Here is a 24,799-nt window from a genome sequence, read left to right on the forward strand (position 1 = left end):
TGACCTGGAAACTTACCAGCGGCAAGCAGCCGAATTTCCAACTTCCCGAGAAACAGACATTTCACCCATAGAACCAAGTCCGAACCATCCCATGGTTTCACACACAGGACCGGCGCACTCGCCCTACTGGTCAGGACCGCGACCAGCGAGACACCTGCACAACGCACCCCGACCGGAGGTCACGTCCGGACTGTCACCGACCTGCGGCACCATGGAGGCGACCACCGCCGCCGGCCCCGAGGAGCTGCCATGTCCGACCAGCGCTGTGCCTGGGCACGGGGGTCCTCCGAGCTGATGGTGGCCTACCACGACCAGGAGTGGGGCAGGCCCTCCCGCGACGACGCGCACCTGTTCGAGATGCTCGTCCTGGAGGGCGCGCAGGCCGGGCTGTCCTGGTCCACCGTGCTCAACAAGCGGGAGAACTACCGGCGGGCCCTGGAGGGCTTCGACCGGGACCGGATCGCGGAGTACGGCCAGGAGGACACCGACCGGCTCCTCCAGGACGCCGGGATCATCCGCAACCGGCTCAAGGTGGCCTCGCTCCCCCGCAACGCCCGGGCCTTCGGGGACGTGCGCGAGGAGTACGGCACCTTCGCGGCCTACCTGTGGGGCTGGGTGGACGGAACGCCCGTGGTCAACCGCTTCACCGAACCCTCCGAGGTCCCGGTGAGCACCCCGCTGTCGGACCGGGTCAGCAGGGACCTGAAGAAGCGCGGCTTCACCTTCGTGGGCACCACCATCGTCTACTCCTACCTCCAGGCCGTGGGCGTGGTCGACGACCACCTGGTCGCCTGCCCGGCCAAGCCCGCCTGACCGCCGCCGACCGCTCCGACCGCGGCCCGACCATGGCCCGGCCGCGGCTCGGCGTCGGCTCGGTGACGAGGCAGCGGCGGGGCGTCGGCTCCCCGCCGCCGTCCCCCCGTCAGTCGGCCCCGGACACCTCCACCGGGGCGTGCCCGCGCTCGGTCCGCCACCAGCGGCCCACCCCGACCTCGCGCAGGAACGCGTGGTCGTGGCTGGCCACCAGCAGGGCGCCCCGGTAGTCCGCGAGGGCCTCGGCCAGCTGCCGCTGGCTGTCCAGGTCGAGGCTGTTGGTGGGCTCGTCCAGCACCAGCAGCCGGGGAGGCTCGTCCGCCAGCAGCAGCCGGGCCAGCGCCACCCGGAACCGCTCGCCGCCGGAGAGGTCGCCCGCCCTCTGGTCCACCCGGTCCCCGCGGATGAGGAAGCGGGCCAGACCGGCCCGCACCCGGTGCGGCGTGGCGGAGGGCGCCGCCGCGCGCACGTTGTCGAGCACGCTCAGGCCGTCGTCCAGCACGTCCAGCCGCTGCGGCAGGTAGCCGATCCGGTCGGCGGCGTGCACCACCTCGGCCTGCGGGTGGCGCCCCCGGCCGACCACGGCCCGCAGCAGGGTGGTCTTGCCGGACCCGTTGGGCCCGACCAGCGCCACCCGTTCGGGCCCGCGCAGGTACAGCCGCCCGCCGTCCGGGGTGCCCAGCTCCAGGACGCCGTGTCCGGCCGGGACCTCGGTTCCGGGCAGGGCGACGCGGATGGCGTCGTCGTCGCGGACGGCGTCCTCCGCCCGGCCCAGCTCCTCCCTTGCCCCGAGCAGTTTGGCCTCCTGCATGACGCGGTGCTTGCCCGCCGCCACCTGGGCGTCGCGCTTGCGCTGCTTCATGACCACGCGGGGCTCGCGCTTGGTGTCGTACATCTTCTTCCCGTAGCGCACCCGCCTGGCCAGCTTGACCTGGGCGTCGACGAGCTGGCGCTTCTCGCGGCGCACGTCGGCCTCGGCCACGCGCACCATGCGCCGGGCCGCCTCCTGCTCGGCGGCGAGCTGCTCGGTGTAGGCGGAGTAGTTGCCGCCCCACACGCGCATCCTCCCTTCCCGGAGTTCGGCGATCTGGTCGACGCGTTCCAGGAGTTCGCGGTCGTGGCTGACCACGACGAGCACCCCCTGCCAGGACGCGACCGCGTCGTGGAGCCGCTCCCGGGCGCGGCGGTCCAGGTTGTTGGTGGGCTCGTCCAGCAGGGTGACGGCGGGGCGGCGCAGCGCCAGCCCCGCGAGCGCGACCAGCATGGCCTCCCCTCCGGAGAGGGTGCCGACGGGGCGGTCCAGCGGGGCGTCCCCCGTCAGGGCGACGCCGAACCGTTCGAGCTGGGCCAGGGCGCGTTCCTCCACGTCCCAGTCCTCGCCGACGGCGGCGAAGTTCGCCTCGGTGGCCTCGCCCGCCTCGATGGCGTGCAGCGCGGCGCGGACCCGGTCGACGCCCAGCAGTTCGGCGACGGTGCGGCCGGTGTCCAGGGTCAGTCCCTGGTCCAGGTAGCCGACGTCGCCGTCCACGGACACCGTGCCCGACGCCGGGGTCAGCCGCCCCGCGACGAGGCGGAGCAGGGTGGACTTGCCGCTGCCGTTGCGGCCGACCAGCCCGGTTCGCCCGGTACCGAAGGCGGCGTCCAGACCGGTCAGGACGGGCGTGCCGTCGGGCCAGGCGAAGGACAGACCCGTGCAGACGACGGAGAAGGCGGAAGACATGCGGACCTCTCGATGGTGGTGGAGAACTGCCGGGGACCCTGGGTGCGGCGGAAGCGGCCCATCGTGATCTCCTCCTTCGAGAGGGCTTGATGCGACTGTTGTCGCGATAAGGAGCATGGCACACGAAGACAGCAAATGCAACTAGAGTTGCGTTATGACCTCTGACACGGGAACCCCGGGCGCCGCCAGACCCGGCGGCCGCACCGCGCGCAACACCGCCGCCGTACTCCAGGCCACCCTCGACGAGCTGGGCGAACACGGCTACGCAGGACTCACCGCCGAACGCGTCGCCACCCGCTCCGGCGTGCACAAGGCCACCGTCTACCGCCGCTGGGGAGGGGTGGACGGACTCCTGTCCGCGGCGCTGGAGTGGTCCACCACCCGCGACTGGACACCCGAGCGCACCGGCTCCCTGCGCACCGACCTGCGGGCCCTCAACACGACCGTGCTGCACGGCTTCACCGAGGCCCCCGAGGGCGCGATGTCCGCGGCCTCCATCGCGGCCGCCTTCGCCTCCCCGCGCGTGGCCGGGGCACTGCGCGTGTTCATGGCCGACCGCCACGCGCGCGCCGCCGTCCTGGTGACCGAGGCCGTCGCCCGGGGCGAGGCCCCCGAGGGCACCGACGCCGAGGAGGTGGTGCGCTCGGCGATCGCACCGGTCTACTACCGCCTCTTCGTCAGCCGCGAACCCGTCACGTCCGCCGACCTGGACCTGGCCGCCCTGGTCACCGCCGAGGCCGCCGCCCGGGGCGCCTTCGTCCGCAGATCCTGAACCCGGCGCCGCCCCAGCGCCCCGGACCGAACACGGGAGAGCCCGCCGCGGCCCGCGGCGCCTTCCACATGCCCTGAACCCCGCACCGCCCGGACCCTGCCGTTCCCCCGGCCGAACCCGGGCGAGAGCCCACCGCCGCTCGGGGCGCCTCGGGGCGCCTTCCTCCCGGCCCGGATGTGGTGCCGCCCGGGGCGCCCTCCGTATGCCCTGATCCCACCTCGGGCTTGGAGCCGCCCGGAGTCCTTCCGCATGCCCTGATCCCGGTCCGGACGTGGAATCGCCGAGGCGGGCTCGGCGTCCGGCCCGGACGCGGAAGAAAGCACGGCACCGCCCGCGGACCCCCTGCTCCCCTGGGCACCGCGCCTCCTCTTGCACACCGTTCCCGTACGACGTACTGTACGCCTTACGGAAACCAGGATCCCCCACTGGACGGATGGAGAGCCATGACCTTCCTCGTCGCCGGAGCCACCGGCAACGTCGGCCGCCACGTCGTCGGGCAGCTGCTCGGCGCCGGACACCCCGTGCGCGCGCTGACCCGCTCCCCCGACCGGGCCCGCCTGCCCGAGGGCGCGCAGGTCGTCGGCGGCGACCTCACCGACCCGGACGGCCTCGCCCCGCACCTCGAAGGGGTCACGGGGCTGCACCTGATCACCTTCGGCGGGGACGACTACAGCCCCCTCACCTCGGCTCCGCGCCTGGTCGAACTCGCCGAGAAGGCGGGCGTGCGCAGGGTGTCGGTGCTGTGCGACTTCTACCCGGGACCCGTGGAGGAGGCCCTGGCCGCGAGCGGCCTGGCCTGGACCCTGCTCCAGCCGGTCGAGTTCATGGCCAACACCCTGGAATGGGCCGACTCCGTGCGCGCGGAGGGCGTGGTCCGCGAGGCGCGCACCGCGCCCAGCGCCCTGGTCCACGAGGCCGACATCGCCTCCGTCGCGGTCACCGCCCTCACCGGGGACGGCCACGGCGGCCGCGCCTACCCCCTCACCGGCCCCGAGGCGCTGACCCCGGCGGAGCGGGTGGCCGTGCTCTCGCGCGGGATCGGCCGCGAGGTCGGACTGGTCCGCCTCACCCTGGAGGAGGAGGCCGAGCGGCTGCGCGCCCTGGGCCACGACGAGGAGTACGTGGCCTTCGGCCTCCAGCTGGCCACCGACCCGCCCGAGGTCGGCACCAGGGTCCAGGACACCGTCGAGCGGGTCACGGGCAGGCCCGCGCGCACCTTCGCCGAGTGGGTCGAGGAGAACGCGGACGCCTTCCGCCCGCGGTCCTGACCGCGGGACGACGGTCTCGGTGACATCCCCCAGCGGACGCCTTCCGCCCGCATGACGGACCGCGGGACGACGGTCTCGGTGACATTCCCAGCGGGCACCTTCCGCCCACGGGCTTGACCGGGCGGGGCCCTTGACGGGTCCGGCGGCTCGGGCGGACGCCTTCCGCCCGCGGGACCGACCCGCGGACCGCCGCGTCCGGCCGGGGCGCTCCCCCCGGCCGGACGCGGACCGGCCCTCCCGAACCTCCCGACGCCCCGGCCTCCCCCGCGACGCCGCGCAGCGGGGCGTGCGCCCGTGGAACACGCCCTAGACTGGCCGGACACCGGACCGAGAGCAGGACGGCCGATGCCCACGCAGTACACCAAGAGCGGCGACCCCGCGCGCAGTCTCGCCCTGCTGTGGCGGACCCAGGAGCCCGTCAGCCGCCGCAACAAACCGGACCTGAGCGTGGACCGGATCGTGGCCGTGGCCTCGGAGATGGCCGACAACGAAGGTCTCGCCGCGCTGTCCATGCGCAAGGTCGCCGAACGCCTGGGCGTGGGGACCATGTCCCTGTACACCTACGTCCCCGGCAAGGGCGAGCTGGTCGACCTCATGCTCGACGCCGCCTACGCCGACATGTACGCGGACGGCGAGCGTCCCGAGCACTGGCGCGAACGGCTGAGCGCGGTCGCGTACGCGAACTGGCGGCTGCTCCTGCGCCACCCCTGGATGCTCCAGACCCCGCGGGGCCGCCTCCTGGGCCCCCACCTCATCGCCAAGTACGAGTACGAGCTGTCCGCCGTGGACGGCCTGGGACTGTCCGACGTCGAGATGGACTCCACGGTCAGCCTGGTCAACAGCTACGCGGAGGGCGCCGCCAGCCAGGCCGCGGCGGTCAGCGAGACCGAACGGGCCACGGGGATGACGGACGGCCAGTGGTGGAGCACCCACGGCCCGCTGCTCGCGGCGTTCACACGGGACAGCGACTACCCGCTCGCCTCACGGGTGGGCAGCACGGTGGGCAGGGAGCACAGGACGGTCTACTCGTCCGACCACGAGTTCGCGTTCGGCCTCGAACGCGTCCTGGACGGCGTCCGGGTCCTGGTGGAGTCGCGCTCCGCCCGGGGTGCCGAGGAGTCCTGAGGACCGGAGCATCCGGGGTCAGGGGGTCGCGCGGCGGCCCTCCGCCGGCACCGCGCGTCTGGTCGGCCGTTCCGCCCGCCTCCGGCGGCGGGCGCCGCTAGAGCACCGCGTCCCTGCCCCGGACCGGGACGAGCCCGCTCCGGAAGGCCCAGACCACCAGCTGGACGCGGTTGCGCAGCCCCCTCTTGGCGAGGACGCTGGACACGTGTGACTTGATGGTCGTCTCGGACAGGCCGAGGACCCCGGCGATCTCGGCGTTGCTGGCACCGGTGGCGACCAGCGCGACCACGTCCTTCTCCCGGTCGGTGAACTGCTCCTTCCAGCACGAGTCCGGGTCGTCCGCCCCGACGCACACCGCCGCCTCGTAGCGGACGAACTCCTCCACGACCGTGCCGACCACGGCCGGGTCGAGCACGGTGTGCCCCTCCCGGAGTGAGCGCACGGCGTCGGTGATGACGGACATGTCGCTTCCGGTGAGGATGTAGCCGCAGGCGCCGGCCCGCAGGCAGCTGACGAGGTTGTCCCTGTCACTGGGCACCGCCAGGGCGAGGACGCGAACGCGGGGGTCGTCCAGCTCCGAGAGCTCGCGGACCACCTCGTTCCCCCTCTCCCCCAGCGCCGCCATGTCGACGACGGCCACGTCGGGACGGAGCTGCCGCGCCCTGGCCACCGCCACTCGCAGGTCGCCGGTCGTTCCGACCACCTTGATGTCTTGCGTCGCTTCGAAGGCCGTACACAGTCCCAGCCTCACTACGTCCTGGTCACCGATAATCAGTACGCGGGTAATCAGTGGACCTGTCCCCTTTTCGTGCGAAACCACCGGGTTGCGGGGGCGGGGGAACCCGGGGTTGTCCATTGGAAAGAAGCCAGCCGTCCTTAAATCCCCGATCCCCTACGGACAAACCCTTCGCCCGTGGCCGCATGTGGCCATCGGAGAATAAACCCGAAAAAACCGGTCACGGCCCGTGTTCGCCGATCACCTAGGTCCGAGCATTGCGCCGGGATCCTCATTTCCCCGCCCTGCGGACAATCGCGTCCAAGCAGGCCCCGCCGTTCCCGGCGGCTTCAACCCGTAACCATTTCCTTTTCCATAGGAGATCGCCGTGGGTATCGGACGGGGAATTCCCCTCTTTTTGGAATCCCGTCCCTAAAGCCCGGCTCCTCACTCGCCCCAGGCGACCGGAAGGGAGTGCACCCCGTAGACCGCGGAGCTGTCGCGCATACGAACGCTGTGCGGCGGGACGGCCAGGCGCAGGTCCGGTATCCGCCGGAACAGCGTGCCGTACCCCAGCCGCAGCTCCGTCCGGGCCAGCTGGTGGCCCAGGCAGTGGTGGGCGCCCAGGCCGAAGGCCAGGTGCATGGGGCGCTCCCGCCCCGGGTCGAGCACGTCGGGACCGGGGAAGGCCCGCGGGTCGCGGTTGGCGGCGGACAGGGAGACCACGACCGCCTCCCCCGCCCGGACGCGCTCCCCGCGCACCTCCAGGTCCTCGCGGGCCACCCGCATCGCCCCGAACTGCATGATCGTCAGATAGCGCAGCAGCTCGTCCACCAGCCGCGCCATCGGCTTCGGGTCGGTGCCGGTGAGCGCCCCGCGCCACGGCCCGGGGTGGGTGAGCAGGGCGAACGCGCCCAGGGCGAGCATGCTCGCCGTCGTCTCGTGCCCGGCGACCAGCAGCAGGAAGGCCATCGCCGCGACCTCCTCGTCCGTCAGGTCCGGGGCGTCCAGCAACCCGCTGAGCAGGTCCTCCCCCGGTTCGCGGCGCTTGCGGCGCACCAGGTCGGCCAGGAAGGCGTTGAGGTCGGCGAGCGCCGCCGAGACCCGCTCCCGGGGCTGTCCCACGTCGAAGGCGACCGCCGTGTCGCGCTGGAACCGCTCGCGCTCCCCGTAGGGCACGCCGAGCAGCTCGCAGATGACCAGTGACGGCACGGGCAGGGCGTAGTCGGTCACCAGGTCCGCGGGCGCGCCCGCCGAGAGCATGCGCTCCACGTGCTCCTCGGCGATCTCCCCGATGCGCGACTCCAGCAGGAGCATCCGCCGCCGGGTGAACTGCCCGGCCAGGCGCCTGCGGTAGCGGGTGTGCTCGGGCGCGTCCATCCGCACGAAGAAGCCGGGCGCCGCGGGAGGCGCCGGGTCCTGCCCCGGCGGCGGGACGCGGATGTCCTGCCGCGCGCTGAAGCGCTGGTCCACCAGGACGTCGCAGGCCAGCTCGTAGTCGGTCACGAGCCACCCCCGCGTCCCGTCGGGCAGGGCCAGCCGGGTGATCGGCGACCTCTCGCGCAGTTCGGCGAAGCGGGGCGGCGGGTCCAGGGCGTGCTCGCGTGCGGTGGGCAGGCTCACGGGGCACGCCGACGGTGTCGGGGCGTCGGCCATGGACGTGCTCCTCTCGTCGCGGGGCCCGCGCTCACGGGCGCGCGGACGCCCCGGCATGTGCGGCGGCCATCGCGGTGACCAGGGTCGTGTGGTAGCAGGTGCGGAAGACGTAGGCGGTGGCCCGCTCCCCCGTGCGCCCGGCCAGGACCCCGGCGTCGAAGGGCGGACCGGGCAGGGAGCCGTCGGGGCGCTGGGCCCGGGCCAGCCGGTCCCAGGCCCGCCGCTCCAGCACGAAAGGCCCTCCTCGGACAATCCGCGCGCACAGGAGCAGTTCGGCGGTCAGGTCCAGGTGGTCCTCGTCCAGGTAGGCGCGCAGCAGGCCGTCGAGCACACGCCCCATGCGCGCGGTGTCCCCCGGCAGCGGCCGGGTCCCGAAGTCGGTGGCGTACAGGACGGCGTGGGTGACCCCGTAGGCGTCGTACTCGCCGGTGCCGCCCGCGTGCTCGGCCACGCAGGCGTCGTAGAGCGGCGCGGTGCCGGGCAGGTCCGCGGGGGCGGCGAGCCCGGCCAGGTCGAGGATGTGGCGCAGTTCCAGGGCCAGGACCGGCGAGGCCCCGGCCCCGGGGGGCCGCGGGGGCCGCCGCTCGGCCAGGGCCCGCGCGTCGGCGAGGGGCCCGTCCGCCGGACGGCCCAGGTCGGCGAGCAGCGCCGCCGTCCACAGCCGGTAGGGCAGGTTCCGTGCGTCCCCGCCGGGGGCGGTCGCGGCGACCGCGTCCCGGGCCAGTTCCGCGGCGGCGCGCTCCAGTTCCGCGGCTCCGGGCGGGGCCGGATCCGTCCGGCGCAGGAGGCGGCAGAGCATGAGCAGCTCCATGACGGTGGCCCCGGCGAAGTCGCGCGGCGGGAAGTGGTCGTCCCAGCGCGGCCCGAACCACTCCGCGTGGTCGGTGAGCCAGGCCAGGGCCGCGTCCAGGACGCCGGAGGCGGTGCTCGCGTCCGTCCGGGCCGTCGTGCCCCTCCCGCCGGTGGCGGCCATCGGTCCTCCCCCGTCGCGTGCCGGGCGGGTCCCGGCGGTCCCCTCTTCCCTGCCGACGCTCCCGACCCTAGGTCGGCCCTGCTCACGGCGCTTCGGTCCGGAGGAGGAAATACGCGCCCCTCCTGCGGACCGGCCGGAGCCGTCCGGACGACGGAGCCTCCTACCTGGGGAGGAGGATGCGCGAGAATGTCCGGGAATCGCGCCGGGAAGGGCGTCGCGAAGCGGTGTGAGGCCCCGGGTCACGGGTAAGTTGAAGCCCGCGTTCACGGAGAGCGACCATCGAGCGACACTGGAGTGGGGACGGTATGGGAGACATCGACCTGGCGCTGATCGGGGACCTGTACCGCAGGTACCGGGACCCCCTGGCGAAGGTCCGGGACGCGCAGCGCGAGTTCCTCCGCCGCACGCGCGGGCGGATGACGCCGCAGCTGGACGACCTGGAGGCGGAGATCACCTACCTGCTGCTGCGCGAGACGCGGCCGGACACGGTGATGGAGCTGGGGACCTTCCACGGCTGGTCCACCACGTGGATCCTGTCCGCGCTGCGCGACAACGGCGGGGGGACGCTGCACTCCTTCGACATCGTGGACAACGTGGTGGCGAACGTGCCCTCCGAGCTGTCCCTGGGGCGGTGGGAGTTCCACAAGGGCGACATCCGCGAGAACATGTCCCAGGTCCCCGAGGGGATCGGGTACCTGTTCGTGGACGCCGCGCACAACGGCCGGTTCGCCAGGTGGTACCTGGAGGCGCTGTTCCCGCGCGTGGCCCCGGGAACGCCGGTCAGCGTCCACGACGTCTTCCACGGCAAGCGCGCCCTGCCCTTCACCGAGGGCGCCGTGGTGCTGTCGTGGCTGCGCGAGAACGGCACGGACTTCTTCACCCCCTCCCGCAAGAAGGCCCCCGCGCCCTACACCGCCCTCCTGGAGCTGCGGGAGGACCTGGGGCTGGGCGAGCCCGTGCGCACCAGCACGGACAACCCGATGATCTACTTCCGGATGCCGGAGCACCGGGGCTCCCGGGCCGGGAGCTGAGGCTCCCGCGCCGGGACACGGGGCGTCCGCGCCGGGCCGGGGCCCCGGGGCAGCGCCCACAGCGCCGCCAGGGGACGGGGCCCTCGCCGGTCGGGACCCCGGAGCCGCGCCCGCCGGTGACACCACGGGACGGCGGAACATCCGCGCCGGGCGGGGCCCGGTCTCAGACCGGCACGGGCCCCGCCCCGCTGCTCCGCCACAACCGGGCGTAGGCGCCCCCCGACGCCGACAGCTCCGCGTGCGTGCCCGTCTCGACGACCCGCCCGCCATCGAGCACCGCGATCCGGTCCGCGCGGGCGGCCGTCGCCAGGCTGTGGGTGACCACGAAGGTCGTCCTCCCCCGGGACAGGCGTTCCATCGCCGTCAGCACGGCGCGCTCGGTGCCCGGGTCCAGCCCCGCGGAGGGCTCGTCCAGCAGCAGCACGTCGGGGTCCACCAGCCGCGCCCGCGCCAGCGCGACGAGCTGGCGCTGCCCGGTGGACAAGCCGCGCCCGCGCTCGCCGACCGGATGGCGCAGCCCCCGGGGCAGGGCCGCCACGGCGTCCAGGGCGCCGACCGCGCGCACGGCCTCCTCCACCTCGCGGTCGCCGGCCCCGGGGCGTCCGTAGCGCACGTTGTCGGCGACGGTCCCGGTGAACAGGTGGGGCTCCTGGGGGACCACCCCGAGTCTGCGCCGGTGCTCGGCCGGGTCGAGGTCGCGCACGTCCGACCCGTCCACCAGGACCGCGCCCCGGTCGGGGTCGTGGAAGCGGGCGATGAGTCTGACCACGGTGGACTTCCCGGCGCCGGTCTCGCCGACCAGCGCCACGGTCTCGCCCGGGTCGGCGGACAGGGTGACGTCGGCCAGGGCGGGCCCGCCCGCGCCGGGGTAGGTGAAGCCGACCCCCTCCAGGCGCACCCGGCCGCCGCCCCGCCGGACCGGTGCGGGGACCGCGCGCCGGGAGGCCGCGGCGGTGGGCGGCGTACGCAGCAGTCCGCCGATGCGGTCCACGCCCACGCGCGCCTGCTGGTAGCTGTCGAAGACCACCGACAGCTGCTGGAACGGGGCGTAGAACATCCCCAGGTAGAGCAGGAACGCGGTCAGGACGCCCACCGACAGGGTGCCCTCCGCCACCCGGTACGCGCCCGCCCCGAGCACGGCGGCGGTGGACACGTCCCCGAGCAGGGTGACGAACGGGAAGTACAGGGCGATGTGGCGCTGGGCGGTCAGCCGGGTCCTGCGGTAGCGGTCGGACAGGGCGGCGAAGCGCTCGCTCGCGCCGTCCTCGGCCCCGGCCGCCTGGGACTCGCGGGCCCCCGCCACCTGTTCCTGGAGGTCGGCGTTGACCTCCCCGATCCGCTCCCGGGACAGGTGGTAGGCCAGCGACACGCAGCGGCGGAAGTACAGGGTCGCGGCGAGCAGCACCGGCAGGACCGCCAGGGCGACCAGGGCCAGGCCCGGGTCCAGCACCAGCATCGCCACGACCATCCCCAGCACGGTGGCGCCGTTGACCACGACGATGGTCAGCCCGCTCTCCACGAACGTGGACAGCGCGGTGACGTCGGTGGTCATGCGTGTCATGGTCCCGCCGCCGCGCTCGCGCTCGTGGAAGTCCACGCCGAGCCGGTGCAGGTGCCGGAAGACGCGCAGGCGCAGGGCGTACAGGGCGCTCTCCCCGGTCCGGGTGACCACGCGGGGCTGGAGGGCCAGGACCCACCAGTTGACCGCCACCAGGGCCAGGGCCGCCGCGCCCACGGCCGCGACCACGCCCGCGTCGCCGGGGGCGACGCCCCGGTCCAGGCCCCAGCGCAGCACGACGGGCAGGGCGGTGGTGGCCAGGGCGTCGGCCAGGACCAGCAGGACGGCGAGCGCCAGCAGGGCCCGGACGGGGGCCAGCACCCGGCGGACGCCGAAGCGCGCTCCGGGCTCCTCCGGCGGCGTGCGGTCCAGGCGCTCGGCGGGGCGGTCGTCGGCGGCGGGCAGCGCGGCCTCGTCGGGGTCGGTCGCCTCCGGCACGGGTTCGGGCCACAGGGAGGAACCGCCGCCCTCCGGGGCCGGGGCGGGTTCCTCCACTCCGCCCCCGTCCCCGGCGCACAGTCGCGCGAAGAGCGGGCAGCGCCGGGTCAGTTCCGCCTCGGTGCCCACGTCCACCACCCGGCCGCCGTCGAGCACCGCGATCCGGTCGGCGAGGGCGAGGGTGGACCTGCGGTGGGCCACGAGCAGGACGGTGCGGTCGGCGGTGACGTCGGCGAGCGTGGCGACCATGGCGGCCTCGGTGGCGGCGTCCACGGCCGAGGTGGCGTCGTCCAGCACCAGGACGCGGGGGTCGCCCAGGAGCGTGCGGGCCAGGGCCACGCGCTGGCGCTGGCCGCCGGACAGGGTCAGGCCGCGCTCGCCCACGGGGGTGTCGTAGCCGTGGGGAAGCGCGCGGACGAAGCCGTCGGCCCCGGCGGCGCGGGCCGCCGCGCGGACCTGCTCGCGGGTGGCGTGCGGGCGTCCGTACGCGATGTTGTCGGCGACCGAACCGGAGAACAGGAACGGCTCCTCGAAGGCCACGCCGACCGCGGCGCGCAGCGAGCGCAGGCGCAGCGAGCGCACGTCCACCGCGCCGCCGGGAGGGCCGATCCGCACGGCGCCGCCGGTGGTGTCGTAGAAGCGGGGCAGCAGCAGCGAGACGGTGGACTTGCCCGACCCGGAGGGGCCGACCAGCGCCAGGGTCTCGCCCGGGCGCACGCTCAGGGACAGCCCGTCGAGCACGGTGGAGTCGCGGGTGTAGCCGAAGCGCACGCCGTCCAGCTCCACGCCGACCGGCCCCTCGGGCACGTCGGCGGCGTCGGGCGCGTCGGTGACGTCGGGGCGGGAGTCGGCGAGGTCGAACACGCGCAGGGCCGCGGGCCGCACGAGCTGGGCGCTCATGACCAGGTTGGACAGGGACGCCGACGGCGCGGTGAGGGTGACCATGTACCCGGAGAAGGCGACGAGGGCGCCCAGGGACACCTCGCCGCGCGCGACCAGCCACGCGCCCGCCACCAGCACCGCGGCCTGGCCGAGGTAGGGCAGCACGCCGAGGGTGGCGCTGGGGGCCGCCTGCATGCGGGCCACCCGCATGCGCTCGCCGAACAGGCGGGCGGCGAGGTCGGCCAGGCGCCGGGTCTCGCGCTCCTCCTGCCCGAAGGCCTTGACGACGCGGACGCCGGTCACGGTCTCCTCGACGTGCTGGGCGATCTCGGCGGTGCGGCGCTGCACGGCCATGGTCGCGGGCGGCATGCGCCTGCTCACGCGCGCCGTCACCACGACGAAGGAGACCACGACGGCCGCGGCCACGACGGTGAGCACGGGGGAGAGCCACAGCATCGCGGAGAAGGCGAACACGATGAGCACCAAGCCGCCCAGGGCCTGCGGCGCGGTGGCCAGCAGCCCCTGGACCAGTTGCAGGTCGGTGCCCGCGCGCGACATCACCTGGCCGGTGCGCAGGGTGTCCTGTTTGCCGCCGTCGAGCCGCTGGACCGAGTCGAACACGGCCGTGCGCAGGTCGTGCTGGACGCCCAGGGCCAGCTTGCCGGACAGGAACTGGCGGGCGAACGCCCCGGCGAACTGGAGCGCGGCGGCTCCCAGCAGGGCGAGGGCGAGCACGCCGATCCGGTCCGTGCGCCCCTGGACCGCGTCGTCCACGGCGATCTGGGCGGCCAGCGGCGCCAGCGCGGTCAGCCCGGTCCCCAGGACGGCCGCCGCGGCCACCCCCGCGGCCAGCCCCGGGCGGCGGCGGCAGGCGGACAGCAGCCGCAGGACCCAGTGGCGGCCCCGGGCGGCGGGCGCTTCGGTCGGCGGGGAGCCGGGCATCAGACCTCCGGTGTGACGGGGCGCGCCAGGACGAGCTGCTCCCACGCGGGCCGCGCCCCGGTGGCCGCGTACAGCAGCGCCAGGGCCACGCCCGCGTCCCCTTCAAGGAAGGAGGCGTCGCGGATCATCCCGGCGGGGTTGAAGTAGGTCAGCGGCCCTTCGGCGCGCCGCTCGGCGAGCCAGCCGGTCCAGCGCCGGACGCACTCCAGCCCCTCGGGCAGGCCGTGGTCGTCGTGGGCGCGGCGACCGAACCAGACCAGTCCGGCGGCGCCGTGGCACACGCACCCGTCCGTGATCCCGCAGTCCCGCTCGGGCCGGGTGGCGACCGCCGAAGCGGTGGCGCGGGCCAGGTCGGCGTCGCGCGGGTCCCCGGTGACACCGGCGGCCGCGGTCAGCGCCAGGGCGATGCCGGGGTCCCCCGAGCACCAGGTGGCGCGGGCGGGCGTGTAGCGCGTCTCGACGCGGTGCGGGAAGACGGCGTGGGAGAAGTCGCCGCGCTGGGCGCGCAGCCAGCGCACGGAGTCGTCGAGCAGCGGGCGTGCGCGCGGGGCGGCGGCCGTCCCGGCGGCCGAGGCGAGGTAGGACACCAGTCCGGCGGTGCCGTGGGCGGCGCCGAGCACCCGGCAGCCCGCGGACTGGTCGGCGCGGCGCGCCGGGGAGTCGCCCAGGCGCAGGAACAGGCCGTCGCCGTCGCGTTCGGCGCGCTCCTCGACCACGTCCAGGACGCCGGAGGTGGCCTTGTCGCGGAACCCGGCGTCGGGGTGGGCCAGGGCGTAGGCGCCCAGGCCCAGCACGCCCATGGGCAGGTCGACCTCGCCCTCGGCGGGGTAGTCGGCGATCCACCGCAGGACGGCGTCGTCCACGGCGCCCAGTCCGGACGGCTCGGTGCCGCGCTCCCGGGCGAGCCGGAGCGCGGTCCACCCGGCCTGGGCGGCGCCCCGGTAGAGCCAGGGGCCGGTGCCCCCGCCGGAGCGCAGCAGGCCCATCGCCTCGTGGAAGGCGTCCTCCGCGCCGTGGTCCTCGCCGAGGGCGCGGGCGAACTCCATCCGGGCCACGGCCTGGTCCAGCAGCAGCGGGAACGTGGGGTTCTCGCGCACCTGGGCGTCCATGTCGTCCAGGAACCGTCGCGCCAGGTCCAGTGTGTCCGCGTCGTTCATCGTTTCCTGCCCTCCAGTGCGTGCAGACGGCGCAGGTGGCGCCGGGCGAGTTCGTGCGCCAGGTACTCCATGCGCACCGCGTCGAAGGCGAAGGTCCGGTTCAGGTGCAGGTGCAGCGCCGACCCGAACACCGACCACCGGCCGCGGGTCCCGGTCCCGGGCGCCAGCGCGGCGGCCAGCGCGCCCAGGGCCTTGGCCACGTCCTCGTCGGGGCGGACCCCCTCCACGTGGGCGCGCAGGGCGGCCTCGTGCGTGCGGGCGAACTTGCCGAGGCGGTTGCCCTCGCGGGTGGGGGCCACGTCCAGGCCGCCCTGGCACGCCCGCAGGAACTCCTCGCGCTCGTCGAAGGCGGCGAACAGCTCGGTGCACCAGTGGGTGACGTCGGCGACCGCCCGGTAGAGGCGGGCGGACTCGTCGGCCAGCTCCGGCAGCGCGGCGGCGACGCGGTCGCTGGAGGCGGTGAACAGCCCCTCGGCCGCCCGCAGGCCCTCGGTGCCGCCGTAGCGCGCCACCTCGGGCACGTACTCGTCCAGGACGACCCTGCTGACCAGGCCCTCGGCGGCCAGCCGGGCTCCGAGGGCGTCCACGGCGGTCAGCACGCCGGGCCGCGCTGCGGGTTCGGACGGGCGGACCCGCACCCGCACGTGGTAGCCGTCCCCGTCCTGGTAGCGGAGGAAGAACCACTGGTCGGCCTCACCGGCGGCGCGCAGGTCCGAGGAGAGCCGGTGGGCACGCGCCACCACCTGGTCGGCGGTGGCGTGTCCGCAGTACAGGCGCGCGTAGATCCAGGCCCGGCCGTGTCCGCGGTCCAGGACGGCCGTCCCCGCGCCGGTGCCGGGCGGCTCGCGCAGGACGGGTCCGGTGGGCACGACCACCTCGGCGACGTGGCCCCCGCCGGGGCCGCGCACGGCGGGCGCCTCGGCCTGGGGCATCTCCACGAAGGCGGTGTCGCGGTCGCCGGCGCGCGCCAGGGCGGCGCGCACCGAGGCGTCCTCGCGCAGGTCCACGGGGAGCACGTGGTCGTACTCGCCGGTGCCCACCCAGGTGCGCCCGCCCAGGCCGGGCAGGCGGTCGCGCAGTGCGGCGGCCGGGGAGGGCGCGGACAGGACCGCGGCGACGTCCCCGGGGCGCAGCAGCCAGCGCTCGGGGGTGACCACGACCCGGCCGCAGGTGACGCGGGGCAGGTGGGGCAGACGGGCCAGCGGGCCCCACGACCAGCCCGCTCCCCCGGACGTGGCCAGGTGGCCCAGCACCGCGTAGACCGGGTCCAGGCCGTGGAAGTCGACGTTGTGGGCGGTGTTGAGCTCCACGAGGACGGGTCGGCCGGTGCGGGCGTCGCGCAGCCGGAAGCCGTCCGGGCACAGGCGCAGGAGCAGCCGGTCCAGGTGCAGGGTGCCCGCGTGGGCTCCGGTCAGGGCGATGGTCTCGTCCAGCAGGCGGGGGCGCACCAGGACGTTGCCGATGCGTCCGCCCGGGTGGTAGACGAGTTCGGCGTGGAGGGGGTTCCGCGCGGGGTCCGCGGCGCCGTGCCGTCCGCGAGCGCGGTCGACCTGCTCCCGGACGCGGTCGGCGACGGCGGGGCGGTGGAGGCCGAACCGGGCCACCAGGGCGTGGGGGGCGCGGCCGACCCCGCCGACGAGCATGCTGTGCGGTCCGTCGTGGGAGGAGGGGTCGGCGTCGCCGAGCAGGACGGCCAGCAGCGCGCGGGAGCCGTCGGTGTCGGACTCGGGCAGGTGGGCGATGTCCACGGAGCCGCCGTCGAGGTGGCCGCCGTCGGCGGTCCAGCGTCCGAGCAGGTCGAGCAGCTCGGGGTTGACGGTGGGTTCGCCGGGGCGGGAACCGGCGCGCAGGCCCGCCCTGGCGGCGAGTTCGGAGGCGCCGCGCTGGGCGGGCCGCAGCACGCCCGACTCCAGGTCCAGCGCGCTCAGCAGCGGCACCTCGGCGTCCTCGAAGCGCTGGGCGAAGGCGGCGCGGAAGGAGGCCATGTCGAAGCCGGGGCCGCCGCCGGGGGAGGAGAGGGCGGCGAGGCGGCGCACGGCGGAGCGCAGGTCGGCGACGGTGCGCCGGTCCAGGCTGGCGGCGCGCATGGCGAGTTCGGGGTGCAGGTCGAAGCGTTCGGCGTACCTGGTCCGGGCCAGGGCGGGCGCGTGGTCGGCGGCTCGGTCCCAGGCGGTGTCGAGACGATCGCGCAGCCCCGGCTCGAAGGGGTGCTCCCCGGCGGCGTCGGCCAGCAGGACGCGCACGGCGGCGGCCCGGTCGCGGTCGCCGACGGCGTCCAGGAGGCGCACGGCCCGGTCGGCGGGCTCGTCACCGGGGGCGATCAGGCCGTCGGAGGGCTGGAGCAGGCCCCTGTCCCGCAGTCCGCGCACGAAGGCGCGCAGGCGGTCGGGCTCCACGCCGGGCAGCCGCTCGGAGAGCGCTTCGGCGAGGTCGGCGGCGCTCATCTCGGCGCCGCCGAGGACCTCCAGGGCGGTGTCGATGGCCTCGGTGCGCCGAACGCTCACCACGGCCGCGGTGGCGTCGCCCGGAGCGGCGAAGCGCACGGCGGAGGGGCCGACGCCGGCCAGGGGGTTGAGCCGCAGGGGGACGTGGTCGGGGTCGGCGTCGGCGAGGGCGTCGGCGACCGTCTCCTCCAGGGCGCGCACGTCCACGCGTACCCGCACGCGGTGCCGGTCGCGCCGGTCGGCCTCCAGGTCGCGGCGGTCCCCGACCGACAGCGGCGCGGTTCCGGCGAACAGCCCGTAGGGGGTGGCGCGCCCGCCCATGCGCGCGAGGTAGCGCAGCAGGGTGGCGCGGGCGCGCTCCTCGGACGCGGACGCGGTGCGCAGGTGGGGGTCGGCGGCCAGGTCGACGGCCATGGCGGCGACGGGGTCGTGGACGTCGCCCGCGGCGACCATGCGGGCGGACTCCTCGACGCTGAGCAGGGGGACGCGGACCAGGCCGAAGTCCGGCCCGCTCACCGGGCACCGCTCCCCGTGGCGGCGGTCGCGGAGGGGACGGACCGGTCGGCGTGCGCGGTATCGCCGGTGGGTACGGCGTTCCCGGCGGAGACGGTTCCGACTGGAGGAGCCGCGGCCCCGACGGGGGAGGCCGCGCGGCGGCGCACGGCGGCGAAGACCTCCTCCACGGCGCGCAGGTGGTCCTCGGGGTCGCTGGACAGCTCGGTTATGACCGCCTCGTCGGCGCCGGTGATGGCCAGGACGCGGTGGACCGCTTCGGCGCACTGGTCGGCCGTGCCCGCGCAGTTGACCCGCACGCCCTGGCGCAGGCTGTCGGCGCGCGCCGTGGCGGGGTCGTCGTTGGCGACCAGGGCCAGGGCCACGGCCGTGCGCCCGCCGGGGTGGGCCGCCCGGTAGGCCCTGAGCGTGCTGACGCAGGCGTCCACGTCGGTGTTGAAGAACAGGGCGTGGCAGTAGTGGGTGCCGGTCCTGGCCGCGATCTCGGCGGAGCGGTTCCCGGCGCCGTGCGACCAGAGCTGGAACCCGGTGTCCACCGGGTCGATCCACTCCGCGCCCCCGCGCAGGAGGGCGACGGTCGCGTCGATGACGGCGCCGACGTCCTCACCGCGCTCGCGCAGGTGGGCCAGGTCCTCGGCGGCTCCCCCGCTCACGTCGCCCCGGCCGAACCCGACGTCGAGGCGGTCGGGGCAGAAGTGCGCGGCGGCGGCGACGTCCTCGGCGGTCAGGTGGGGGTCGCGGATCCTGGACAGCGTGACGGCGGTGCCCACGCGCACGCGCCGGGTGTGGCTGCCCAGGACGGCGGCCAGCAGCAGCGGGTTGGTGCTGGGCACGCCGGAGGCGTGGTGCTCGGGCAGCCAGACGCGGCTGTAGCCCAGCCGCTCGGCGAGCAGGGCCGAGGCGAAGGCGGTGTCGCGCTTGTCCCGGACGGGTCGGCCCTCGGTCAGGTCGAGGTACTCCAGCAGGCCCAGCGGCGGCGCGGCGTCCAGCGGCGTCTCCTCGCGGTCCTGCGCTGTGTCGTCGTGCATGGGGGACTGCCTCCTCGGCCGGGTCCGCGCCCGCGGCGCCGCGCTCGCGGAAGGTACGGAAAACACCTGTGGATGTGCCGCGGGGCGGCGGTCGCCGGGCGACCGCCGCCCCGGGCGTGGTCGTGCCGGGCCGCAGTGGATCAGGGACGGGGTTCCACCGTTACGGACGGCCGAACGCCGCCCACGGCCTCTGTGGGGACTGCGGGTCCACCCCCTAGCAGGAGATGGTGTTGGCGCTCGGGCAGGGGGTGCCCCAGCAGGTGGTGCCGAAGGTGATCGGGCCGGGGGCCTCGGCGCCGCTGTTCTCGACGGACTGGCCCGAGCCCGGGGTCTCGAAGGTCTCGGCGTCGACGTCGAGGTTGATCTCGGGGCGGCTGCTGGCGGAAGTGGCCATGGGGAATGCCTTTCTCAACTCATGGCGACCGTTTTGTCGGTAACGCCTGGTGTGAAATACACATTAGGCTCCGGCCGCGCAGCGGTCTTCATTCACGCGGACCATTTTCCCTTCCTCCTTCAGGACGGATTCACGGCCTTCCGCAGGACGACCCCCCGCCCCCGGGGTGGGGGGTCGCGCAAAGGAGGTACCCGCCCGAAGGAGGGGAGCGAATGCCCGCGTTCCGGGAAACGGACCCGCTTCCACCTGCGTTTCTCCCTGACCCACCCGACACGACGACTGCGGCGCGGTCGCCCGTGGCCGGGGCCGCACCTCCCCGTGTCTCCGCCCCGGGGAGGAGCCGCGCCGACCCAAGACCAAAGCCCCGGATAACAGCAAAAAGCCATGCGAATACCCCGAAAAAGGGGAAACCCCGGCCGCCCAGACGGCGGCCGGGGTGCCCGACACCGCGTCAGAAAGCTCCCTTGTGCCGTTCCTTGACGAACTCGGTGACCGAGGAGACCACGTAGTCGATCATCTCGTCCGTGAGCCCGGGGTAGACCCCGGTCCAGAAGGTCCGCTCCGTGGCGATGTCGCTGTTGTCCAGGTCTCCGGACACGCGGTGCGGCCGGTCCAGGTAGGCGGGGTGCCGGGTCAGGTTGCCCGCGAAGAGCAGGCGGGTGCCGATCCGCCGGGACTCCAGGAAGTGGACCAGCTCGGCCCGGTCGAACGGCGCCCCGGGGTCCACGGTGACCACGAAGCCGAACCAGCTCGGATCGCTGTTGGGCGTGGCCTCCGGCAGGATCAGGCCCGGAAGCCCGTCCAGGCCCTCCCGCATCCGGCGCCAGTTGCGGCGCCGGGCCTCGCCGAAGGAGTCGAGCTTGTCGAGCTGGCTCAGCCCGAGCGCCGCCTGGAGGTCGGTCCCCTTCAGGTTGTAGCCCACGTGGGAGAACGTGTACTTGTGGTCGTAGCCGGGGGGCAGGGTCCCGAGCTGGTAGCTGAAGCGCTTGCGGCAGGTGTCGCTCTCACCGGGCTCGCACCAGCAGTCCCGCCCCCAGTCGCGCATGGACTCCACCACACGGGCCAGCATGAGGTTGGACGTGAGCACGCAGCCGCCCTCGCCCATGGTGAGGTGGTGCGCCGGGTAGAAGCTGACCGTCGACAGGTCGCCGAAGGAGCCCGTCACCTGACCGTCGTAGAGGGAGCCCACGGCGTCGCAGTTGTCCTCGATCAGGAACAGGTCGCGCTCCTCGGCCAGGCGCGCCATCTCCCGCGCCTCGAACGGGTTGCCCAGCGCGTGGGCGATCATGATCGCCCGGGTACGGGGGCCGATGGCCCGTTCCACCCTCTCGACCGTGGTGTTGTACGTGCGCAGCTCGATGTCCACGAACACGGGTACGAGCCCGTTCTGGAGGATCGGGTTGACGGTCGTCGGGAACCCGGCGGCGACCGTGACGACCTCGTCGCCGGGGCGCAGCCGCTGGTCCTCCAGCAGGTACGAGGTCAGGGAGGACAGCGCGAGCAGGTTGGCCGAGGAGCCGGAGTTCGTGAGGTGGGCCTTGCGCCTTCCGAGCCTGCGGGCGAACGCGGACTCGAAGCGGCGCGCGCTGGGGCCCGCCGCGATGCGCATGTCGAGGGCGGCCGCGACCAGGGCCACCCTGTCCTCCTCGTCCAGGACCGCCCCGGAGGGCCAGATCTCCGTCACACCCGGAACGAACTCGCGTTCGGTGCGGGTGGACCGGTGGTGCTCACGGACCGCATCGAGAACCGCCGCCGCCTCGTCACTCGTCGCCATACGTGGTACTTCCCTCCTGGGCTCGCGGCCCGGACGGGAGCGGACCCCTCCGACCGCTTCCGCGGACACCGGACCCTCCCGGCCTCCGGGCCCGGGTACAGCGCCGAAAGAATAGGGGAAGCGCCGCGCGGCACCACCCCCGCCAGGAGGGGGTCCCCCTCCTGGCGGGGACGGCGGCGCCCCCGCACGCCGCGGCTCTGGCAGTATGGCCGCGCCGAGTCCGTGGCCGGCTGCCGCCGCCACCGGTGTCTCGGCAGCGGTCGACACGAGGGAGGTCGTGTGTCCTCGACGCTCGGGGGTACGGGAGCGCCGGTACGGCTCGGACTGGTCGGCTGCGCCGACATCGCCTGGAGGCGCGTTCTGCCCGCCGTGGCGGTGACGCCCTCGGTGGAGCTCGTCGCCGTGGCCAGCCGCGACCCCGCCAAGGCGCGCGGGTTCGCCGAGCGCTTCGGCTGCGAGGCCGTCACCGGCTACGCCGACCTGCTCGCGCGTCCGGACCTGGACGCCGTGTACATGCCGCTCCCGGTGGGGCTGCGGCACGAATGGGTGGGCCGGGCCCTGGAGGCCGGGCTCCACGTCCTGTCCGAGAAGCCCCTGACCGTCGGTGAGCGGACCTCGGCCGAACTGGTCGCCGAGGCCGGTCGGCGCGGTCTGACCGTCATGGAGAACTTCGCCTTCCGGCACCACTCCCAGCACCACGAGCTGAGGCGGCTGCTGGAACGCGGTGCGGTGGGGCGCACGCGCGCGCTGATGTGCGAGTTCGGCGTGCCGGCGCGTGCGCCGGGGGACATCAGGCACGACCCGGCGCTGGGCGGCGGCGCGCTGCTCGACGTGGGCGTGTACCCGCTGGGCCTGGCCCAGTTCCTGTTGGGTGACGACCTCCGCGTGCGCGGCGCCTTCCTGGACCACGCGCCGGACACGGGGGTGGACGTGCGGGGTTCGGTGCTGCTCTCGGGTCCGGGCGGGGTGGCGGTGCAGCTCGGGTTCGGCTTCGGGATGCACTACCGCAACACCTACACCGTCTGGGGGGAGAAGGGGGCCCTGCGGCTGGACCGGGCCTTCACACCGCCCGAGACGCTGCGCCCCACCCCGGAGCTGCGCACGGACGAGGGGACCGAGAACCTGTCCCTGGAGGCCGACCACCAGTTCCGCAACCTGTTGACGGCGTTCGCGGACGGTGTGCGGGGGCGGGCGGCCGTGGACACGGCGCCGGTCCTGGCCCTCGCCGGCCTGGTCGAACGCGTCCGCGAGGCCGCCGCCCACTCCCCGGTCTGAGCGCGTGCGCGCCGGGTGTCAGCCCCTCGCCCGGCGGACGAGCGCGTCGGCGAGGTCGGACGGCGAGGGCATCGCGCGCATCGCGTCGCGCACGCGCGCGGTGCCCCTGGCCAGGGCGGGGTCCTCCAGAAGCCGGGAGACCGCCGTGCTGACGTCCCCGGCGGTCATGGTCCGGTGGGGGACGGAGACAGCCGCGTCCCGCGCGGCGAGCATGTCGGCGAGCATCGGATCGTCGAACCAGCTGGGGACGATGACCTGCGGCACGCCCGCGTCCAGTCCCGTGAGCACGGTCCCCCATCCCCCGTGGTCGACCATGGCGGCGCAGGTGGGGGCCAGGGCGTGCAGGGGCACGTACTCGACCAGGCGGGCGTTGCCCGGGACGGTGCCCAGCTTCTCCTGCTCACTGGCGGGCAGGGTGGCCACGACCTCCACGTCCAGCTCGGCCAGACCCTCCAGGAGGTCCCGGAACACGTCCCCGCCCCGGTCCTGACCCATGAGGGTGGTGCCCAGGGTGACGCAGACCCGGGGGCGGGTGGGGGGTGTGCGCAGCCAGTCGGGGACGACCGCGCGTCCGTTGTAGGGCACGTAGCGCACCGGCAGGTAGTCCAGGTGCGCGGGCGTGTCCACCCGCAGGGACGCGGGGATTTGCTCGACGGTGGCCTGGCCGTGGACCAGGGTCTCGGAGAAGTCCACCCCGTACCGGGCCGCTCTGGCTCCCAACCACGCGGCCAGGGGGTCCTCCCGCTGTGAGGCGGGCTGCTCGCCCATCCGCGCCAGGAAACGCGCGCGGGTGCGGGCGAAGATGTCGGCCCCCCACAGGTAGCGCACGTGCGCGGCCCCGCACGCCTCCGCGGCGATCGCCCCGGAGAAGCTCACCGAACCCCAGACCACCAGCTCGGGGCGCCACTCGCGGCAGAGGGCGACCAGGTCGTCGACCATGGGGTCGTTGACCATCCGCCACCACCACGGCACCACACGGCGGTAGCCCTCCAGCAGGTACTCCCAGGGAACCCGCTCGTAGGGGTCGGTGACGCGGCCGAACAGCGGGACGTCGTCGAGGGTGTCGTGGAGGTCGAAGGCCTTCATCGTGCGCCAGAAGGCGTGGTCCCTGCCGACCGCGGTGAAGGGCAGGCCCGCCCCCGCCGCGACGGGCTCCAGCGCGGGCTGGCTGGCCACCCGCACCTCGTGGCCCGCGGCGCGCAGCGCCCACGCCAACGGGACCATGCCGAGGAAGTGCGGCTTCTCCGCGGCCGCGGCCAAGAGCACACGCATGTCCCGTCCCCTCCTCGAAACGCGTCGGAAGACTAGGGGAGGACGCGTCGGCCCGTCCAACCCCGGTCGGCGCCGGACCGCGCACGCGCCGCCTCCGCCCCCTCGCCCGGAGCTGGTAGACATGGCGCTTCCGCGGAGCGGCCCCCGCTCCGCGCCCTCCACACCTCGGTGCCCCCACCGACCAACGACCCCCAGGAGAGCGACCGTGCGCGTCGTCGTGGCGTCCCTCGCCGAGAAGACGAACTTCCTGAGCCTGGTGCCCCTGGCGTGGGCGCTGCGCGCCGCCGGGCACGAGGTGCGGGTGGCCAGCCAGCCCGCGCTGGAGCCCGTGGTGCGGGAGACGGGCGTGCCGTTCGTCGCGGTGGGGCGCGACCACGGGTTCTGGCGCCATCTCACCGCCCGGTCCTCCTTCGACGGGATGCGGGGAGGCGTCCCCCTCTTCTCCGTGTACGGCCGGGGCGGGCCGGAGGGCTCCTGGGAGGAGACCCTGGAGGAGTACCGGCAGGTCGTCACCTGGTGGTGGCGGATGGTCAACGACCCCATGGTCGACGACCTGGTCGCCTTCTGCCGGGAGTGGCGCCCCGACCTGGTCGTGTGGGAGCCCATCACCTTCTCCGCGGCGATCGCCGCGGAGGCGTGCGGGGCCGCGCACGTGCGCTACCCCTGGGGCGCCGACATCTTCGCCCCCACACGCGCGCGTTTCCTGGCGCGGATGGGCGAGCAGCCCGCCTCACAGCGGGAGGACCCCCTGGCCGCGTGGTTGGGAGCCAGAGCGGCCCGGTACGGGGTGGACTTCTCCGAGACCCTGGTCCACGGCCAGGCCACCGTCGAGCAAATCCCCGCGTCCCTGCGGGTGGACACGCCCGCGCACCTGGACTACCTGCCGGTGCGCTACGTGCCCTACAACGGACGCGCGGTCGTCCCCGACTGGCTGCGCACACCCCCCACCCGCCCCCGGGTGGCCCTGTGCCTGGGCACCAGCACGGCGGCGTGGCTGGGCAGGTTCGGGGTGGACGTGGCCACGGTCCTGGAGGGTCTGGCCGAGCTGG

Annotated in this window: 18 protein-coding genes; 7 read left to right on the forward strand and 11 right to left on the reverse strand. The window is 74.8% G+C overall.

The window, feature by feature from the left end; translation table 11 throughout:
• The first annotated feature begins 249 nt into the window (after window positions 1-249).
• Window positions 250-813 (forward strand): DNA-3-methyladenine glycosylase I, encoded by a 564-nt coding sequence (locus tag G011_RS0113865; protein ID WP_019609001.1) that lies wholly within the window; start codon window positions 250-252, stop codon window positions 811-813.
• 109 nt (window positions 814-922) lie between these two features.
• Here the strand turns inward: G011_RS0113865 and G011_RS0113870 are convergent, their stop codons facing one another.
• Entirely contained in the window at window positions 923-2,533 is a 1,611-nt protein-coding gene (locus G011_RS0113870; RefSeq protein WP_019609002.1) for an ABC-F family ATP-binding cassette domain-containing protein, read from the reverse strand.
• A gap of 154 nt (window positions 2,534-2,687) precedes the next feature.
• On the opposite strand from G011_RS0113870, the gene G011_RS0113875 reads away from it, so the two are divergent.
• The 3 genes from G011_RS0113875 to G011_RS0113885 all read left to right on the forward strand — a co-directional run bounded on the left by G011_RS0113875 (window position 2,688) and on the right by G011_RS0113885 (window position 5,698).
• Window positions 2,688-3,305 (forward strand): TetR/AcrR family transcriptional regulator, encoded by a 618-nt coding sequence (locus tag G011_RS0113875; protein WP_019609003.1) that lies wholly within the window; start codon window positions 2,688-2,690, stop codon window positions 3,303-3,305.
• A 443-nt stretch (window positions 3,306-3,748) separates the two neighbouring features.
• Window positions 3,749-4,573, forward strand: a complete 825-nt coding sequence (locus G011_RS0113880; protein WP_019609004.1) for an NAD(P)H-binding protein — start codon at window positions 3,749-3,751, stop codon at window positions 4,571-4,573.
• A 345-nt stretch (window positions 4,574-4,918) separates the two neighbouring features.
• A complete protein-coding gene (locus G011_RS0113885; protein ID WP_019609005.1) occupies window positions 4,919-5,698 on the forward strand; it encodes a TetR/AcrR family transcriptional regulator in 780 nt (259 codons plus the stop codon).
• 97 nt (window positions 5,699-5,795) lie between these two features.
• On the opposite strand, the gene G011_RS0113890 is transcribed toward G011_RS0113885, so the two are convergent.
• The 3 genes from G011_RS0113890 to G011_RS0113900 all read right to left on the reverse strand — a co-directional run bounded on the left by G011_RS0113890 (window position 5,796) and on the right by G011_RS0113900 (window position 9,042).
• Complete coding sequence (locus G011_RS0113890; RefSeq protein WP_036552697.1) at window positions 5,796-6,518, reverse strand: response regulator transcription factor; 723 nt, start codon at window positions 6,516-6,518, stop codon at window positions 5,796-5,798.
• Window positions 6,519-6,860: 342 nt separating this feature from the next.
• A complete protein-coding gene (locus G011_RS0113895) occupies window positions 6,861-8,069 on the reverse strand; it encodes a cytochrome P450 (RefSeq protein WP_019609007.1) in 1,209 nt (402 codons plus the stop codon).
• Window positions 8,070-8,100: 31 nt separating this feature from the next.
• A complete protein-coding gene (locus tag G011_RS0113900; protein ID WP_019609008.1) occupies window positions 8,101-9,042 on the reverse strand; it encodes a DUF6895 family protein in 942 nt (313 codons plus the stop codon).
• A gap of 305 nt (window positions 9,043-9,347) precedes the next feature.
• Between G011_RS0113900 and G011_RS0113905 the strand changes: the two genes are divergently transcribed.
• Window positions 9,348-10,073 (forward strand): class I SAM-dependent methyltransferase, encoded by a 726-nt coding sequence (locus tag G011_RS0113905; RefSeq protein WP_019609009.1) that lies wholly within the window; start codon window positions 9,348-9,350, stop codon window positions 10,071-10,073.
• 163 nt (window positions 10,074-10,236) lie between these two features.
• Here the strand turns inward: G011_RS0113905 and G011_RS0113910 are convergent, their stop codons facing one another.
• The 6 genes from G011_RS0113910 to rfbH form a co-directional block, all read right to left on the reverse strand.
• The gene (locus tag G011_RS0113910; RefSeq protein ID WP_019609010.1) at window positions 10,237-13,893 is read right to left on the reverse strand and encodes an ABC transporter ATP-binding protein; all 3,657 of its coding nucleotides are present in this window, start codon (window positions 13,891-13,893) and stop codon (window positions 10,237-10,239) included.
• Complete coding sequence (locus G011_RS0113915; RefSeq protein ID WP_019609011.1) at window positions 13,893-15,050, reverse strand: lanthionine synthetase C family protein; 1,158 nt, start codon at window positions 15,048-15,050, stop codon at window positions 13,893-13,895. Before G011_RS0113915 ends, G011_RS0113910 begins: the two co-directional genes overlap by 1 nt.
• A complete protein-coding gene (locus G011_RS0113920) occupies window positions 15,047-18,010 on the reverse strand; it encodes a lantibiotic dehydratase (RefSeq protein ID WP_019609012.1) in 2,964 nt (987 codons plus the stop codon). Before G011_RS0113920 ends, G011_RS0113915 begins: the two co-directional genes overlap by 4 nt.
• Entirely contained in the window at window positions 18,007-19,035 is a 1,029-nt protein-coding gene (locus G011_RS0113925) for an LLM class flavin-dependent oxidoreductase (RefSeq protein WP_019609013.1), read from the reverse strand. Before G011_RS0113925 ends, G011_RS0113920 begins: the two co-directional genes overlap by 4 nt.
• Window positions 19,036-19,249: 214 nt before the next feature.
• The gene (locus G011_RS0113930) at window positions 19,250-19,429 is read right to left on the reverse strand and encodes a hypothetical protein (RefSeq protein ID WP_013155689.1); all 180 of its coding nucleotides are present in this window, start codon (window positions 19,427-19,429) and stop codon (window positions 19,250-19,252) included.
• A gap of 451 nt (window positions 19,430-19,880) precedes the next feature.
• Window positions 19,881-21,203: a lipopolysaccharide biosynthesis protein RfbH gene (gene rfbH / locus G011_RS0113935; protein WP_019609014.1), complete on the reverse strand. Its 1,323-nt coding sequence runs from the start codon at window positions 21,201-21,203 to the stop codon at window positions 19,881-19,883.
• 279 nt (window positions 21,204-21,482) lie between these two features.
• On the opposite strand from rfbH, the gene G011_RS0113940 reads away from it, so the two are divergent.
• Window positions 21,483-22,478 carry a Gfo/Idh/MocA family protein gene (locus G011_RS0113940; protein WP_019609015.1) on the forward strand — a complete coding sequence of 332 codons (996 nt, stop codon included), beginning with the start codon at window positions 21,483-21,485 and terminating at the stop codon, window positions 22,476-22,478.
• Window positions 22,479-22,496: 18 nt separating this feature from the next.
• Here the strand turns inward: G011_RS0113940 and G011_RS0113945 are convergent, their stop codons facing one another.
• Window positions 22,497-23,750, reverse strand: a complete 1,254-nt coding sequence (locus G011_RS0113945; RefSeq protein WP_019609016.1) for an activator-dependent family glycosyltransferase — start codon at window positions 23,748-23,750, stop codon at window positions 22,497-22,499.
• A 205-nt stretch (window positions 23,751-23,955) separates the two neighbouring features.
• On the opposite strand from G011_RS0113945, the gene G011_RS0113950 reads away from it, so the two are divergent.
• The coding region (locus G011_RS0113950) for a nucleotide disphospho-sugar-binding domain-containing protein (RefSeq protein ID WP_019609017.1) at window positions 23,956-24,799 on the forward strand (844 nt) is incomplete at its 3' end.

The sequence above is a fragment of the Nocardiopsis sp. CNS-639 genome (assembly GCF_000381685.1).
GTDB classification, from domain to species: Bacteria; Actinomycetota; Actinomycetes; order Streptosporangiales; family Streptosporangiaceae; genus Nocardiopsis; species Nocardiopsis dassonvillei.